The 15,090-nt window shown below is 63.1% G+C and carries 15 protein-coding genes; 7 read left to right on the forward strand and 8 right to left on the reverse strand.

The window, feature by feature from the left end; genetic code table 11:
* Positions 1-83 precede the first annotated feature (83 nt).
* A complete protein-coding gene (locus tag AMC88_RS11045; RefSeq protein WP_010025202.1) occupies positions 84-308 on the forward strand; it encodes an alkylphosphonate utilization protein in 225 nt (74 codons plus the stop codon).
* Between the two features lie 30 nt (positions 309-338).
* Here the strand turns inward: AMC88_RS11045 and AMC88_RS11050 are convergent, their stop codons facing one another.
* The 3 genes from AMC88_RS11050 to AMC88_RS11060 form a co-directional block, all read right to left on the reverse strand.
* On the reverse strand, positions 339-1,148 hold the full coding sequence (locus tag AMC88_RS11050) for a transglutaminase-like domain-containing protein (RefSeq protein WP_010025203.1): 810 nt from the start codon (positions 1,146-1,148) through the stop codon (positions 339-341).
* A 112-nt stretch (positions 1,149-1,260) separates the two neighbouring features.
* Positions 1,261-2,154, reverse strand: a complete 894-nt coding sequence (locus AMC88_RS11055) for a transglutaminase family protein (protein ID WP_064825286.1) — start codon at positions 2,152-2,154, stop codon at positions 1,261-1,263.
* Between the two features lie 504 nt (positions 2,155-2,658).
* On the reverse strand, positions 2,659-2,814 hold the full coding sequence (locus AMC88_RS11060) for a hypothetical protein (RefSeq protein ID WP_064825287.1): 156 nt from the start codon (positions 2,812-2,814) through the stop codon (positions 2,659-2,661).
* 573 nt (positions 2,815-3,387) lie between these two features.
* On the opposite strand from AMC88_RS11060, the gene AMC88_RS11065 reads away from it, so the two are divergent.
* Positions 3,388-3,642: a GlsB/YeaQ/YmgE family stress response membrane protein gene (locus tag AMC88_RS11065; RefSeq protein WP_012483875.1), complete on the forward strand. Its 255-nt coding sequence runs from the start codon at positions 3,388-3,390 to the stop codon at positions 3,640-3,642.
* A gap of 77 nt (positions 3,643-3,719) precedes the next feature.
* Here the strand turns inward: AMC88_RS11065 and AMC88_RS11070 are convergent, their stop codons facing one another.
* Positions 3,720-4,001 (reverse strand): hypothetical protein, encoded by a 282-nt coding sequence (locus AMC88_RS11070; protein WP_012483876.1) that lies wholly within the window; start codon positions 3,999-4,001, stop codon positions 3,720-3,722.
* 219 nt (positions 4,002-4,220) lie between these two features.
* On the opposite strand from AMC88_RS11070, the gene AMC88_RS11075 reads away from it, so the two are divergent.
* From AMC88_RS11075 to AMC88_RS11095, 5 genes are all read left to right on the forward strand, one after another.
* Entirely contained in the window at positions 4,221-6,113 is a 1,893-nt protein-coding gene (locus AMC88_RS11075) for a peptidylprolyl isomerase (RefSeq protein ID WP_064825288.1), read from the forward strand.
* A 234-nt stretch (positions 6,114-6,347) separates the two neighbouring features.
* Complete coding sequence (gene trpD / locus AMC88_RS11080) at positions 6,348-7,364, forward strand: anthranilate phosphoribosyltransferase (RefSeq protein WP_004672493.1); 1,017 nt, start codon at positions 6,348-6,350, stop codon at positions 7,362-7,364.
* A gap of 9 nt (positions 7,365-7,373) precedes the next feature.
* Complete coding sequence (gene trpC, locus AMC88_RS11085) at positions 7,374-8,186, forward strand: indole-3-glycerol phosphate synthase TrpC (protein WP_064825289.1); 813 nt, start codon at positions 7,374-7,376, stop codon at positions 8,184-8,186.
* Between the two features lies 1 nt (position 8,187).
* Positions 8,188-8,685 (forward strand): cyclic pyranopterin monophosphate synthase MoaC, encoded by a 498-nt coding sequence (gene moaC, locus AMC88_RS11090; protein WP_010005650.1) that lies wholly within the window; start codon positions 8,188-8,190, stop codon positions 8,683-8,685.
* Entirely contained in the window at positions 8,682-9,905 is a 1,224-nt protein-coding gene (locus AMC88_RS11095; RefSeq protein ID WP_064825290.1) for a molybdopterin molybdotransferase MoeA, read from the forward strand. The genes moaC and AMC88_RS11095 overlap by 4 nt, the downstream gene beginning before the upstream one ends.
* An 18-nt stretch (positions 9,906-9,923) precedes the next feature.
* Here the strand turns inward: AMC88_RS11095 and AMC88_RS11100 are convergent, their stop codons facing one another.
* The 4 genes from AMC88_RS11100 to AMC88_RS11115 form a co-directional block, all read right to left on the reverse strand.
* A complete protein-coding gene (locus AMC88_RS11100) occupies positions 9,924-10,583 on the reverse strand; it encodes a class I SAM-dependent methyltransferase (RefSeq protein ID WP_064825291.1) in 660 nt (219 codons plus the stop codon).
* A gap of 57 nt (positions 10,584-10,640) precedes the next feature.
* Positions 10,641-12,596, reverse strand: a complete 1,956-nt coding sequence (locus AMC88_RS11105; protein ID WP_064825292.1) for a DEAD/DEAH box helicase — start codon at positions 12,594-12,596, stop codon at positions 10,641-10,643.
* 98 nt (positions 12,597-12,694) lie between these two features.
* The gene (locus AMC88_RS11110) at positions 12,695-14,551 is read right to left on the reverse strand and encodes a CHASE2 domain-containing protein (RefSeq protein WP_064825293.1); all 1,857 of its coding nucleotides are present in this window, start codon (positions 14,549-14,551) and stop codon (positions 12,695-12,697) included.
* Positions 14,552-14,555: 4 nt separating this feature from the next.
* Complete coding sequence (locus AMC88_RS11115; protein ID WP_064822062.1) at positions 14,556-15,074, reverse strand: FecR domain-containing protein; 519 nt, start codon at positions 15,072-15,074, stop codon at positions 14,556-14,558.
* Positions 15,075-15,090: the final 16 nt, after the last annotated feature.

Below are 15,090 nucleotides of genomic sequence, written 5' to 3' on the forward strand. Positions count from 1 at the left end.
GTCGGATAGGACTATCAGGGGGCGGCGGTTGACTATCTCGTGTCGCCGTGATTTGCCCTCGCGCATCATCAAGTGAGGACATCATGGCCGAGGACGTTATCGTAAAGGACAGCAACGGAAGCCAGCTTCACGACGGCGATTCTGTGACCCTCATCAAAGACCTCAAGGTCAAGGGCACCTCAGAGACGCTGAAGCGTGGGACCCTGGTCAAGGGCATTCGCCTGACGGACAATCCCGGCGAGATCGAGTGCAACACCAAGCAGGTCAAGGGCCTCGTGCTGAAAACGGAATTTCTGAAGAAGGCATAGGATTTCTTCGCCCGCGGCGACCCTGGGTGCCTATTCCGCCACTTCCGCGGTAATTACCTCGAAGCGGGAGAGTGTTGCCGGGCCGAAAGCCGTCGACATGGCGACGTCGGTGGCGTCGCGGCCGGTCGCCATCAATATTCTGCCGATCCGCGGCGTGTTGTGCCGCGCATCGACCGTATGCCAATGACCGCCGAGAAAGACTTCGAACCAGGCGCTGAAATCCATGGGATTGGGATCGGCCGGAACGCCGATGTCGCCGAGATAGCCCGTGCAATATCTGGCAGGAATATTCATGCATCGGCAAAGCGCCATGGCGAGATGGGCGAAGTCGCGGCAGACGCCGCTCTTGTCGGTGAAGCCGCCATGCGCGGTCCGGAGAACGTCGGCCTTCTGATAGTCGAAGGTGATGTGGTTATGCACAAAGTCGCAGATCGCCTGCACGCGCGCCCAGCCGAGCGGCGTCGACGAGAAAGTTTCCCAGGCAAAATCCGAGAGCCTGTCGGTATCGCAGTAACGGCTGCCAAGCAGGAAGACGAGCACCTCGTCGGGCAGGTCCTTGATCGCGTGCTGCACGGCCTCGGTGGGCACGACGTCGGCTTGCCCCGTATCGTAGATCTCGAAGCTGGTCGAAATCGTCGTCAGCCCGGGCGGGGCGACGATCCGGCTGCAGGCATTGCCGAAACTGTCCGTATATTCCCAGGCTTCGATTGGCCGGTCGAATGTCAGGACCTGCTCGCTCAAAAGATCGGCGCGACGGGAGGGGTGAATGTTGAGCACCAGTAGCATCGGCGTCGGCTGGATGCATTCATAGCCCAGATGAAACCCGGCGCGTATCTTCATTGTGGCTTCCTCGTCCTCTCCCCGCATGAGCGGAGGTGACTATGGAACGCCGATTGCGCTGCCCGGTTCCAGCAGGCCGCGCAACTGTCATCCAGCCGCGGGCGATCCACCGTCACCCCTCTTTTATCCAAGGCTGCCGCGTGGTCACATTGACCTGGACTGTCATGCTGTCGAAATCCGACCCGTCGCCGTCATAGCTCCCGCTCAATGGAATTGCCTGGCGCGGATCACGGGCAACGGCCACCCGAATGAGATCGCGGTTGCCGACGATGCCGTTGGTCGGATCGAACTCCGCCCAGCCAGCGCCGGGAAGATAGATCTGGCACCATGCATGCGTGGAGCCGCCGCCGAGCACTGTGGAGCCGTCTCGATCGGGAACATAAACATAGCCGCTCACAAATCGCGCCGCCAGGCCGAGCGTGCGGGCTGCCTCCATCATCAGAAGCGCGAAATCCCGGCATGTGCCGGAGCGAAGATACAAGGTCTCAAGCGGTGTCTGCGTGCCATGTTCCTGGCGCCTCGCATAAACGAAGCTTTCCCGAATGGCATAACAAAGCGTCATCAGCAGGTGCCCGGTCTCGGTCGGGTGCCCCAGGCGGACAAACCGGCGCGCCCAGCGGCCGATCTCATCGCCCGGATCGGGATAATGGCGCTGCATCGCCGGTGCGAGATCGGCGATTTCGTCCTTGTCGTAGGAGAAGGGATAGGTGAGTGCCGCCTCGTCGATTCGAATATCCGGGGCGAGCTGGGGCGTGTGGTCGAGCGTGATCCAGGTTTCGAAACGAAGCTCGGTCGACGGCCGCGAAAAATCGACGAGCGCCACGCAATTGCCGAAAACATCGTGGATCCAGCGCACATGACTTTGCTCCGGATAGGTCGTCAGCGACGCCTCGATCAGTCGCTGGTCGAAACTGTCGCGCGGCCGGAACATCAGGCGATGCTCGCCGAAATCGACCTCCCTGCGGTAACGATAGGCCGTGATGTGGCGGACGGAGAAGATCGTCATGGCCCGCCACCGGCTGCTCTATTCACCTTACTGCTCCCAAGATGGCGACTCCCTCTCCTCATGAAGCGCCCTTCCCGCTTCCCCGCCTATCCCGATTTCTTGTCATATAAGCAGGTTTGAAAGATTGCTATTGTACCTTCACCGATCGACGGCAGAGCCGTCCAACCTGAGAGGATGACATGCATATCATCTGGGACGTTCTGACGCTTCTGCTGACCATCGGTTCGCTCTATGGCGGTCGCGAATATCGGATTATTCGCGCCCGTGCCCGCGCTCAGAATTGGGGCAACTTCTAAACCCGATCCTGGCGGTCGCGACCGGAATCTGCCGGTCGCGGTTACGTCGAATAACGCAAGGCTGCCATACGCTTAAGGAAATGCTGTATTAGTCGAGACGGTTTCCATCCGTCTATTCTCTCTGTTATGCCAAGCCCGCCTCACCCCAGGCGGGCTTTTTTCATGCAAGCTCGGCCGCTCGGTGACGGGGCGCGTTTCGCTACTGCCGCTACTTCTTGGCGCCGGCCGAAAGCACCCGATGCGTCGCGTTGTCCATTGCGTGGCTGGCCTCCTGTCCATCCTTCTTCAGTCCGTAGGCGGTATTGCCGCAGGCGGAAAGCATGAGCAGGGAGAGGCAGGCGAAGGCGATAGCAGCTTTTGACATTGGTTTTTCCCTATAGCGGCGACCTCCATGAAAAATGATGCAGTCGGCGCCAAAATCAATCCGCCGCAATCAGCACATGAAAGCAGTGGTGGGCCGAAGGGCTTAGGCACCTGAACCAAATCGGGGCATGTTCCAGCGCCCTATTCCCCGGTGATACAGCTTACACCAGGTAAAAACTCAATGACATGTTGCATTGTTCGATAAGTGGCTGAGGCATTGCCAGCAAACCGTGTATTTTTGGTTCTGCCGTCATAGATAATCATAATACAATGGAGGTATTTATAATTTTACCTAAATTTTACTCTTAACTATCCATTAATAATAATCTTGCGATGGCCACGCTTAGGCTTATTCTTTACTCAAAAGGGGAGAGGAAGAGTGTTTAGCAAAAGCCTGATCATGCCTTTCGGCTTCGCAATTCTTGCTGCAGCCGGCCTGCTGTTCCAGCTGATTGCCTACCTGCTGGAGACGCCCGTTACCCTGCTGCAGCCATAATCGCCTAAGTTCCTCCAGGAGTGGAACTTTCTGCGGTTTCGTGCTTTCTTGCGAGTCGGTTTACCAGGAGGGACTACCATGGAAAGTGCAGGCGTGGGTTGGATTGCAGCCATCATCATCGGCGGTATCGCCGGCTGGCTGGCGGAAAAAGCCATGAGCAGCAGCATGGGCTTGCTCATGAACATATTGCTTGGCATCGTCGGCGCGATCGTCGCCAACTGGATCCTCGGTCTCTTGCACATTCAGCCGCTGGCCGGCTGGCTGGGTTACCTGATCACCGGCTTTGTCGGTGCCTGCCTTCTGATTTTCGTCGGCCGCGCCATCCGGCGCTGATCGCCAGTCATGGCTATCGGACATGACTCAAAGCCGGGCGCGCCTTGCGTCCGGCTTTTTCTGTCCGGAATTCCGTGTCACCGGCGGCTCAGCAGGCCGAAAACATAGGCGATGCCCGCCGTCACCGCGAGCGCCACGATCGGTTCTTCGCGAACCTTGTCGCGCAGCCGTTCCGTCATCAGCGAAGCTTCGTCCGTCACCACCGACTTCGCCCCCTGCCCCAGCGCCCGCACACTGTCCGTCAGTCTGGACAGATCTTCACGGAGTGCCGTGACCTGCGCCGACAGATCGTCTGCTGCGATATCCGCCTTGACGCGCGCAGCGGTGGATTCGGCGGAAGCGGTTTTCAAATCTGCCATGGTCTGCTCCTGTTTCATGGGATGCCGCTTCAACGAAATGGCGGCCTGAAAGGTTCCGCCGAGGCCGACTTTTGTTTGCCGTCAACGCCTTGCGTCGCCGCCGCCGCTCTGCGCAGCTTTTCGCGTGACAACCCTTCATTTCCTGTCGGGTTTGTTCTAAGGAACGTCGAATGTCTGCCCGTGCGCGGGTCTAATGAATACTGCGAGGTTTGCGTTTCCATGTTCCATTTTCTGAGAAGAGCTGCTCAGACCTGGGTTGCCAAGCTGCTCCTGCTTCTCCTGGTCGCCTCCTTCGGCATCTGGGGCGTATCGCGTGAGCTGATTTCGGGCGGCAGCAGCACCACGGTCGTGACCGTCGGCGATCAGCATGTGGGCGTCAACGAATTCCACCTCGCCTATCAGCGTCAGGTGGCAAGCCTCAGCCAGCAATTCGGGATGCGCCTTACCCCGGAACAGGCCCGCGCCTTCGGCGTCGAGCAACAGGTGCTCTCCCAGCTCGTCGCCGGCGCTTCGCTCGACCAGCTCGCCGAAGATATGAATCTCGGCCTGTCCGAGGATCGCCTCGCCCAACTGATCGGCGACGATCCGGCCTTCAAGGCCGTCAATGGCCAGTTCGACCGCGAACTTTTCGTTTCGCGCCTGCGCAACGCCGGCATCCGCCAGGATGATTACATCAAGGAACGCAGCAAGGTCGCTGTCCGCAGCCAGATCGTCGATGCGATTTCCAACGGCTTCACCGCGCCGAAAACGCTGGTCGACGCATTGAAGCTTTACGGCGATGAAAGCCGCAGTGTCGACTACCTCCTGCTGACCAACGCCAATATCGAACCGATCAAGGCGCCGGCCGACGATGTGCTCGCCGCCTGGTTCGAGGGCGTCAAACAGCGTTACCGCGCGCCGGAATATCGCAAGATCGCCTACCTCAAACTGCAGCCGGCCGACATCGCCGATGCCGCGACCGTCACCGACGACCAGGTCCGCGAGGCCTTCGATAAGGGCAAGGATAGCTATCGTACGCCCGAAAGCCGCACCATCGAGCAGTTGACCTTCACCAGCAAGGATCTTGCCGCCGCCGCCGAAACCGCGCTGAAGAGCGGCACCAGCTTCGATCAGCTGGTCTCCGACCAGGGCAAGACGGCAAGCGACGTGCTGCTTGGCGAATTCACCAAGGACAAGGTTCCCGACCAGGCCGTCGCCGACGCCGCCTTCGCGGTTTCGAAGGACGGCGGCACGACGCCGGTTGTCGACGGTTCTTTCGGTCCCGTCATCCTGCGCATCACCAACATCAAGGCGGAAACAACCAAGAATTTCGACGAGGTGAAAGACGAGATTCGCAAGCAGCTGGCGCTTTCCAATGCCTCTCAGGAAGTGATCAACGTTCACGACCGCATCGAGGACCTGCGCGCTGGCGGCGCCACGCTTGAAGATATCGCCGGCCAGCTGAAGCTCAACGCCGTAACCGTCGATGCCGTCGACGCGACCGGTGCCGACAAGGACGGCAAGGAGGTCAAGGATATCCCCGCCAAACAGCAGCTGCTCGGGGAAGCGTTCAAGACCGAGGTCGGCGTCGATGCGCCGCCGCTTCCGATCGGCAATGATGGTTACGTCTGGTTCAACGTCCGCGAGGTCACGCCGGACCGCGACCGTCCGATCGCCGAGGTGCGCGAAAAAGCCGTCGAGGACTGGACGGCGGAGCAGCAGAAGGCCGAACTGGCCAAAAAGGCCGACGAATTGAAGGCCGAGGCGCAAAAGGGCACCGCCCTTGCGGACATTGCGACGCCACTCGGCATCGCCGTCGAAAGCAAGAGCGGCATTACCCGCTCTACCGACGATCCGGTTCTCGGCCGCGCCGGCGTCAAGGCCGCCTTCTCCGGCCCTGTCGATACAGTGGCAAGCGCTGTCGGCGCCGATCCCTCGACGCAGATCCTGATGAAGGTGACCGAGGTCAACAGCCAGCCGACCGGCGACGTGCTGAACAACCGCGATGCCCAGCTCACCGCCATGGCCAACGCCGCCGGCGATGATATCCTCGATCAGATGGTCAACCTGCTGCAGACGCAGTACGGCGCGCAAGTCAACCAGACGCTCGCCGAACAGACGGCCGCCCGCTAGAGCAGGATGATTTTAGGCCGGTTGGGCCTAAAATCTGAATCCTGTTCTAAATTAAATAGTTAGAGCATGATGTCGTTCGAAAACCGCTCACACTTTTCGGCATCATGCTCTAGAACAGGATGATTTTAGGCCGGTTGGCCTGAAATCTGAATCCTGTTTCATATTCAACAGTTAGAGCATGATGTCCGCCGAAGGTCGCTTATAGTTTTCGGTGGTCATGTTCTGGGAGGTTTTATGACCGATCTGAAGCCGTTCCTGGCCAAGGCCGCAAGCCGCGAGCCGCTGACGCGTGACGAGGCGCGCGCTGCCTTCGACATTCTGATGTCGGGCCAGGCGACGCCTTCGCAGATCGGCGGCTTCCTGATGGCGTTGCGTGTGCGCGGCGAAAGCGTCGACGAGATCGTCGGCGCCGTCACCACCATGCGGTCGAAAATGCTGACCGTCGAGGCGCCGGCCGATGCCATCGACATCGTCGGCACCGGCGGTGATGCCAGCGGCACCTACAATATTTCGACGCTGGCGGCGCTGATCGTTGCCGGCGCCGGTGTGCCGGTGGCAAAGCACGGCAACCGGGCGCTGAGTTCGAAATCCGGCGCGGCGGACAATCTTTCGGCTCTTGGCGTCAATATCGATGTCGGTCCCGAGATCATTTCCCGCTGCATTGCCGAGGCCAGCGTCGGCTTCATGTTCGCGCAGCTCCACCATTCCGCCATGCGCCATGTCGGTCCCTCCCGCGTCGAACTCGGCACCCGCACCATCTTCAATCTTCTGGGGCCGCTTTCCAATCCGGCCGGTGTGCGCCGCCAGCTGCTTGGCGTCTTTTCGCCGCAATGGCTGGTGCCGCTGGCCGAAGTGATGCGCGATCTCGGCTCCGAATGCGTCTGGGTCGTCCATGGCGACGGTCTCGACGAGATCACCACAACAGGCATCACCAAGGTTGCCGCCCTCGAAGACGGCAAGATCCGCACCTTCGAGCTGTCGCCCGCCGACTTCGGCGTCAGCCCCTGCGTGCTCGCCGATATCAAGGGTGGCGATGGTGTCGCCAATGCTGCAGCACTTCGCGAGGTTCTTGGCGGCGCGAAAAACGCCTACCGCGATGTTTCGCTGGCCAATGCTGCCGCCTCGCTCGTCATCTCGGGCAAGGTCGAAACGATCCGCGACGGCATGAAGCTAGCCGCGCATTCGCTCGATAGCGGCGCCACCGCGCTCGCTCTCGACAAACTCATCGCCGTTTCCAACGATATCGATTAGGATTGCCGGATGAGCGATATCCTGAAGAAGATCGAACTCTACAAGCGCGAAGAAATCGCCGCCGCCAAGGCGACAGTGTCGCTGGCCGACCTGAAGGCGATGCAGGCGGGGCAGTCCGCGCCGCGCGGTTTTTATCAAGCGCTCGCGGCCAAGCGTGAGGCTGGCCATTTCGGCCTGATCGCCGAGATCAAGAAGGCAAGCCCGTCCAAGGGCCTCATTCGTCCGGATTTCGATCCGCCGGCGCTGGCCAAGGCCTACGAAGCCGGCGGCGCAGCCTGCCTTTCCGTGCTCACTGATACGCCAAGCTTTCAGGGTGCACCGGAATTTTTGACGGCGGCGCGCGCTGCCTGCGCCCTGCCCGCTTTGCGCAAGGACTTCATGTTCGAGACCTATCAGGTGCATGAGGCCCGAGCCTGGGGCGCCGATTGCATTCTGCTGATCATGGCGTCGCTGACCGATGACGAGGCTAAGCGTCTGCAGGACGAATCTTTTTCGCTCGGCATGGATGTGCTGGTCGAGGTTCACGACGCGCCGGAAATGGAACGTGCGCTGAAGCTGTCCTCGCCGCTAATCGGCATCAACAACCGCAACCTCAGGACTTTCGAAGTCAGCCTGACCGTCAGCGAGACGCTTGCCTCCATGGTTCCTGATGACCGGCTCCTGGTCGGCGAGAGCGGCATCTTCACCCATGCCGATTGCAAGCGCCTGCAAGCCGCCGGCATCAATACCTTCCTGGTCGGCGAAAGCCTGATGCGCAAGGACGACGTGACGGCCGCCACCCGCGCGCTGCTCGTCGGCGAAGCGGCAATCGCGGCCGAATGAGATGAGCGGCGGTAAGCCCGGCCTCACCCATATCGATGCGTCAGGCGAGGCGCACATGGTCGACGTCTCCGACAAGGCCGAAACCGTGCGCGTCGCCACCGCCGAAGGCTATGTGAGAATGGCGCCGGAAACGCTCGCGCTCATCCGCCAGGGCAATGCCAAGAAGGGCGACGTGATCGGCACGGCCCGCCTTGCCGGCATCATGGCCGCCAAACGCACCGCCGACCTGATCCCGCTCTGCCATCCGCTGATGCTGACGAAGGTGACGGTCGAGATCGCGGAAGACACCGCCCTGCCCGGCCTTCGTGTCACGGCAACCGCTAAGCTGACCGGCAAGACGGGTGTTGAGATGGAGGCGCTGACCGCCGTCTCCGTCGCGTGTCTGACGATCTACGACATGGCCAAGGCCGCCGACAAGGCAATGGAGATCGGCGGCATCCGGCTGCTGGAAAAGTCCGGCGGCAAATCCGGCGATTTCCGTCATCCGGAGGCGAGATGAACCTCCTCTCGGTCACCGAGGCACAGAACCGCTTGCTCTCCCGGGCAAAGCCGGTCGCAGCATCCGAGACGCTGCCGCTCGCCGAAGCAGAGGGCCGCGTCCTTGCCGTCGATCTCACGGCGGGCCTGACACAGCCACCCTTCAATGCATCGGCGATGGATGGCTATGCGCTGCGCCGAGACGACGCGCCGGAGCCGGGTGCTGTGCTGAAGGTCATCGGCACCTCGGCCGCTGGCCACGGCTTCCAGAGAAGCGTCGGCCACGGAGAGGCCGTCCGCATCTTCACCGGCGCCCCCGTCCCCGCAGGCGCCGATAGCGTTCTGTTGCAAGAGGATGCGGAAAAGGTGGAAGGCGGCATCCGAACCAATTTCCCCGTCCGCCAGGGCCAGCATGTGCGTCCCCGCGGCCAGGATTTCGTCGAAGGTGAAGCTGTGCTGTCCGCCGGCACCGTGCTCGATTTCTCGCGGCTGACGGTCGCAGCCGGCATGAACCGGCCCGATGTCGAGGTTCTCAAACGCCCGCTGATCGCCATCCTGGCGACCGGCGACGAACTGCTGCCGCCCGGAAGCACGCCCGGCCCTTCACAGATCATCGCATCCAATACGTTCGGCATCGCAGCCCTCGCCCGCAAGGCCGGCGCCGACGTGCTCGATCTCGGCATCGTCCCGGACGACAAGGGAAGGATCACCGCGGCGATCGAGCTGGCACGCGCTGCCAAAGCCGATGTCATCGTCACGCTCGGCGGCGCTTCGGTCGGCGACCATGACCTGGTCCAGGCGACGCTGATCGAGGCCGGCATGCAGCTCGATTTCTGGCGGATCGCCATGCGTCCCGGCAAGCCGCTGATGGTCGGCAGCTTCGGCGAGACGCATGTGCTCGGCCTGCCCGGCAATCCGGTCTCGAGCTTGGTCTGTTCGCTGCTCTTCCTGGAACCGCTGATCCGCAAGCTCGCCGCCCTGCCGCCGGTCCGGCGCGAGGCAACGGTGGAGGCGGCCGTCTCGCTGCGCGCCAATGACCATCGGCAGGACTATATCAGGGCAAAACTTTCGAAATCCGCCGCCGGAAACTGGCTGGCCGAACCTTTCGGCAAGCAGGACTCCTCGATGATGAAAGTGTTTGCGCAAGCCGATTGCCTCATCATCCGCCCGCCGCACGCGCCGGAACTGCCAGCCGGAGCGCCCTGCCCGGTCATGCTGTTGCGGCCGGATCTTCTGGTATAGTTCAGACTTTCAGCTGCTTCAGGAAAGGGAAAAAACGCCCGCCTGCACCGCCCCGTCACTGAACCCAGCCCCAAAATCCGAAACCGCATGCGTCGCAATTTGCTGAAGTGCGCCCTGCGGCAGGTAGGCGCGATGCGGATCGCCGATTAGCACCTCGATGCCCGCGGTCTGGCAACGTCGCAGGAAAGCCATCACCCGCACGGCAAGTGTGGGGTCATAGAACAGGTCGCCGACAACGAGGAGATCAGTCTCCTTCGGCGGTGGTGCCGCGATGATGTCGGCGGCGACGGCAATGATGTCCACGCTGTTGAGCGTCGCGTTAAGGCCGATTGCGGCGATGGCATTGGCATCGACATCAATCGCCGTCACGGCGGCAGCTCCAGCCTTGGCTGCCGCGATGGCGACGAGCCCGGAGCCGGCCCCAAGATCAAGGACGCGGCGGCCGGCGACCACTTCCGGGCGATCGAGCAGATGGCGGGCAAGCACGGCGCCACCGGCCCAGGGATAGGCCCAGTAAGGTGGCGGAGCAGTTTCGCCACGGCCGGCGAGCCGCCAGAGCCCGCTCGCGGGTCCCGCTGTGTGAAGCAGAATCTCAGGAATGGAGGGAACCGGCGAGATCGGCAGATTGGCCTGGATGAAGGCGGCCGGATCGAGACGCGACGTGCCGGGGCTTTTCATCGCCGTCTGATCCCTCCGATTATGAAATCCACCAATTCGGCGCCGCTACCTGCGCAATCAGCCGGGCTTCTTCTTGGAGAACTTGTTCTTCGGTCCGGCGCCGCCTTTGCCCTCATATTTGCCGCCCTCGAACTTCGGCTTGTCATATCTGGGCTTGTCGGACTTCGGGCCATCGAAGCCAGGCTTGCCGGGTTTCTTGCTCCACGGCTTGCTGTCGCGTCGCTCCTGGCCGGCATTGTCAGTTGCAGCATATCCGCCGCCCGAACCCTTGCCGAACTTCTTTTTCGGCCGCTCGTCGCGGAAGGCTTCGCCCGGCCGTTCGTCACGCGACGACTTGCCGGCATAGGGCTTCGGCCCCGCCGCGCGGCTGAAATCCGGCGTGCCGGAAAGCCTGGTGACGCGGATGCCGCGTTCGAGCGTCTTGTTCGGCCCGAGCGCCTCCTGGAAGCCGTCGGCGCTTGCTACGGCGATCTCGACATAGGTTTCCTCGGGCTGCATCTTGATCGCGCCGATCTCGCGCTTCGTGACGTTGCCATTGCGGCAGAGCATCGGGATCAGCCAGCGCGGCTCGGCATTCTGCTTGCGCCCGACCGAGACGGAGAACCAGACGCTGGGGCCGAAATCCTCGCGCGGTCCCTTCTGTACCGGCGCATATGGCTCGGCATTGTCGCGGCGCTTGCGGCTGCCCCCGTCCTGCACGGTGACCTCGATCAGGTCCTCCGGCGCCGAATGATTGGTGCGATAAAGACGCAGGAAGGCAGCGGCGAGCTTTTCGGCGCCGTGGCTGGCGAGAAGCTGCTGCACCAGCCCCTGCTCTTCCTCCTGCGGAGCGTCGTGAAAAATCGGATCGGCGAGCAGCCGCTCGTCGTCGCGCTCGTTCACTTCCTCGGCCGAGGGCGGCCGCGCCCAGGCGGCCGAAATACCGGCATTCTCGAGCAGGCGCTCGGCCTTGCGTCGTGCATTCAGCGGCACGATCATGGCGCTGATGCCTTTGCGCCCGGCCCGGCCGGTGCGGCCGCTCCGATGCAGCAGCGTTTCCGGATTGGTCGGCAGGTCGGCATGGATGACGAGATCGAGGCCCGGCAGATCGATGCCGCGGGCGGCGACGTCGGTTGCGATGCAGACGCGGGCGCGCCCGTCGCGCATCGCCTGCAGCGCATGGCTGCGTTCGTTCTGCGTCAGCTCGCCGGAAAGCGCCACGACCGAAAAATTGCGGTTGTTGAAGCGCGCGGTCAGATGATTGACGGCGGCACGCGTTGAACAGAAGACGATGGCGTTGGTCGCTTCGTAATAACGCAGTACGTTGATGATCGCGTTCTCGCGATCGCTCGGGGCCACCATCAGCGCGCGATATTCGATGTCGACATGCTGCTTTTCCTCGGCCGCAGTGCTGATGCGCACCGCATCGCGCTGATAGCTCTTGGCAAGCTTGGCGATCGCTGCCGGCACGGTTGCAGAAAACATCAGCGTCCGGCGCTCGTCCGGCGCTGAATCGAGAATGAATTCCAGGTCCTCGCGGAAGCCGAGATCGAGCATTTCGTCGGCCTCGTCGAGCACGGCGGCCTTCAGATCCGACATGTCGAGCGCCCGGCGGCGGATATGGTCGCAGAGCCGGCCGGGCGTGCCGACGACGATATGGGCGCCGCGTTCCAGCGCTCGGCGCTCGCTGCGGATGTCCATGCCGCCGACGCAGCTGGCGATCACTGCGCCGGTCATCTCGTAAAGCCATTCGAGCTCGCGTTTCACCTGCAGCGCAAGCTCGCGGGTCGGGGCGATGACGAGGGCGAGCGGGGCACCGGCATTGCCGAAGCGTTCGCTGCCCTCAAGCAGCGTCGGCGCCAGCGCCAGCCCGAAGGCGACGGTCTTGCCGGAACCGGTCTGGGCGGAGACAAGAGCGTCGGACGCGGCAAGATCAGGATCGAGCATCGACTTCTGCACCGGGGTGAGTTCGGCGTAACCGCGCTTCTGCAACGCCTTGGCGATCGCCGGAACGACGCCGTTGAATTCTGTCATGAGTTCGATCTTTCGGAGCTGTCAGGCGCGAAATGCGCCATGGCCGGAGCCAGCCGGCGGGATATTTGCGCCGTTCCTAGCCGCTCCCGCAGCGATTGTCAAAGCGTGCGGCTGCGCCACAGCCAGGCGTCGATATGGCTTGCCCGGCCGCGCAGCTCCGTTTCCAGCGGCCCCTCCATGCGGCCGGCCTTCAGCAGGACGCTGTCGGTGCCTGCGGCGCGGACGATTTCGGCGCTCAGCGCCAGCTCGACACCGTTGCGGGCGGCGACCTCCATCAGCCGGGCGCCGACATTCACCGTGTCGCCCGCCGCGGTGATCTGCTGCCGGTCGCCGGTGCCAAGCCGCGAGGCAACGATCGGGCCGCAATGGGCGCCAACCTTGAAGCCGATCTTCTTCTCGGCAAAGCCCGCATGCGCGCCAAGCCAGGCCCGCGTACGCTCGCAGAGGCCGACCGCGCAGGCGGCTGCACGGGCGGCATCGTCATCGGCCGGCTCCGGCAGGCCGAACAGGATCATTGCCCCATCGCCCATGAAGCTGGTGATGGCGCCACCGTGGGAGCGGGCCTCCTCGTCGATGATTTCGAAGAAACCGCTCAGCACTTCGCTGACCTTGACCGGTCCGAGCTTTTCGCTGAGACCCGTGAATCCCGAAAGATCGATGAAGATGACGGCAGCCTTCTGGCGCACCGGCGCGGCAAGGAAATTCGGATCGCGCGCCAACCATTCGCCAAGGCCGGGAGCCTCGATGCGCTGCAAGAGGGCGCTCTGCTCGGCGAAATGGCGGGCGCGGCCGCGATCGAGCCAGAGTTCGGCCGCACCGAGCATCAATGCCGGCGGCAGCGCCGCGGCGATCGGCAGCGCCGCACTCAGCCAATAGCCATGGGCAAAGGCCGACAGATTGAGCATGGCCCAGACCACCAGAACCAGCACGATAATGAGGTAACCCGCGGCACTCCGCCGCCAAGCCACCAGCGAAACGAGCAGGAGCGCCAGTCCGATGGCCGTGGCGGCGTCGATCAGTCTCATCCTGTGATCGCGCACCATGCCGTCGCTGGCGACGAGATGGGTGATTGCCGTCGACATCACCTCGACCCCGGGCATGACGGGATCGAATGGCGTCGGGAAGACGTCGCCGCCGCCGGTGACCGTCGAACCGATGACGACGATGCGGCCTGCTACCGCTGCCCCCGGCAGCTTGCCGTCAAGCGCATCAGCGGCGCTGAAGGTGGCGATGCTGCCGCGCCCGCCATAGAAGGTCACCGGCAGGCGCTGCCCGATATCCGTGGGAATACGCAGTGCTCCGAGCGTGACGGCATCGCGCTCGATGCTGGGGTCGGCGCCGAGCGCCACCGAGGCGACACGCAGCGGAAAAGCCGGGTCCAGCCGGTCGGCGCTGCGCGAAATCAGCGGAATGAAACGCGGCGTACCGGTCTGATCGGTGGCGACATTGACGATGCCGACCGCGGCCGCTTCGGCAAAGCGCGGGAGCGGCAGCAGAAGCTGGCTTGCCTCGGGGATGGCGGCCAACGGATCCTCGGCGGCATCGGTGACCCGCTGCCTGCTTTGCGCAAAGGTGGCCGCGCCCGCGATGACGGTTGGCCCCTGGCGCAATGCGGCGGTCAGCGCTGCATCACCCTCCTCCGGTCCGGGATCGACGAGCAGAATGTCGAGCGCTAGGGCTTTCGGCTTGCCCGCATTGATCGCGCCGACAAGGCGGGCAAGGGTGGACCGGTCGAGCGGATAGCCATGGACGGCGGCGGTGCGGTCATCGATTGCGACGATCGACACGACAGGCGGCGGCTCTCTTGCCCCGACGACGAGGCTGCGGATATCCGCAAGCGTCGCCTCCATCCGGTCGAGAAGGCCGACCTCGCCGTTGAGATTGAGATAACCGAGCGCCGCGCCCCAGAGACCGGCGAACAGCAGCGCGATCACGGTCAACAGACGATGGCTCATGATATTATTGGCCGAGGCGGGCAAGAAGGGCAGCGACGCGCGGTGCCGGCCAGCGGCGCACGACAAGAGGTTCGTTTGAGCTGGACACATCGACGCCCTCGCCCGGCGACAGTACTACAGGCTCGCCGGCCGACCGACGGACAGCCACGCTGCCCCTGACCACCAGCACCGAGGTCTTGTCGCCTGCGACGTCGACCGCCCATTGCGTACCGCGCACGGCAGCAATCGCCTGCGGCGTCACCACCTGGAAGCCACCTGTGTGCTGACTGCTGTCGACATCGACGAGAATGGCCTTGCGCCGCAGTGACGCTGAATCGGGACTGCCGTCGTGGTTGCGATCGGAAAGGCGGAAAGACGCACCGGCCTCTGCCGTCACCTTGACGCCGCCGGGGCAGATCAGCACCTGACGGGCGCCGGCGTCACGTGATATCGCGCAGCCCGCAGACTGCGCCAAGGCCGCCTCATGCGGAATGAGGCCGGCAGCCAGCGCGGCGACAAACAGGTTGCGAATCGTCGTATGCATGGAAAGCCCCCGTGAC

This window comes from Rhizobium phaseoli (assembly GCF_001664385.1).
Taxonomy (GTDB): Bacteria; Pseudomonadota; Alphaproteobacteria; order Rhizobiales; family Rhizobiaceae; genus Rhizobium; species Rhizobium phaseoli.

Excerpts from the sequence above, each read along its gene's own strand:
- AMC88_RS11045 (WP_010025202.1), top strand. The coding sequence starts at position 84 with ATGGCCGAGGACGTTATCGTAAAGGACAGCAACGGAAGCCAGCTTCAC.
- AMC88_RS11050 (WP_010025203.1), bottom strand. The coding sequence starts at position 1,148 with ATGAAGATACGCGCCGGGTTTCATCTGGGCTATGAATGCATCCAGCCG.
- AMC88_RS11055 (WP_064825286.1), bottom strand. The coding sequence starts at position 2,154 with ATGACGATCTTCTCCGTCCGCCACATCACGGCCTATCGTTACCGCAGG.
- AMC88_RS11060 (WP_064825287.1), bottom strand. The coding sequence starts at position 2,814 with ATGTCAAAAGCTGCTATCGCCTTCGCCTGCCTCTCCCTGCTCATGCTT.
- AMC88_RS11065 (WP_012483875.1), top strand. The coding sequence starts at position 3,388 with ATGGAAAGTGCAGGCGTGGGTTGGATTGCAGCCATCATCATCGGCGGT.
- AMC88_RS11070 (WP_012483876.1), bottom strand. The coding sequence starts at position 4,001 with ATGGCAGATTTGAAAACCGCTTCCGCCGAATCCACCGCTGCGCGCGTC.
- AMC88_RS11075 (WP_064825288.1), top strand. The coding sequence starts at position 4,221 with ATGTTCCATTTTCTGAGAAGAGCTGCTCAGACCTGGGTTGCCAAGCTG.
- trpD (WP_004672493.1), top strand. The coding sequence starts at position 6,348 with ATGACCGATCTGAAGCCGTTCCTGGCCAAGGCCGCAAGCCGCGAGCCG.
- trpC (WP_064825289.1), top strand. The coding sequence starts at position 7,374 with ATGAGCGATATCCTGAAGAAGATCGAACTCTACAAGCGCGAAGAAATC.
- moaC (WP_010005650.1), top strand. The coding sequence starts at position 8,188 with ATGAGCGGCGGTAAGCCCGGCCTCACCCATATCGATGCGTCAGGCGAG.
- AMC88_RS11095 (WP_064825290.1), top strand. The coding sequence starts at position 8,682 with ATGAACCTCCTCTCGGTCACCGAGGCACAGAACCGCTTGCTCTCCCGG.
- AMC88_RS11100 (WP_064825291.1), bottom strand. The coding sequence starts at position 10,583 with ATGAAAAGCCCCGGCACGTCGCGTCTCGATCCGGCCGCCTTCATCCAG.
- AMC88_RS11105 (WP_064825292.1), bottom strand. The coding sequence starts at position 12,596 with ATGACAGAATTCAACGGCGTCGTTCCGGCGATCGCCAAGGCGTTGCAG.
- AMC88_RS11110 (WP_064825293.1), bottom strand. The coding sequence starts at position 14,551 with ATGAGCCATCGTCTGTTGACCGTGATCGCGCTGCTGTTCGCCGGTCTC.
- AMC88_RS11115 (WP_064822062.1), bottom strand. The coding sequence starts at position 15,074 with ATGCATACGACGATTCGCAACCTGTTTGTCGCCGCGCTGGCTGCCGGC.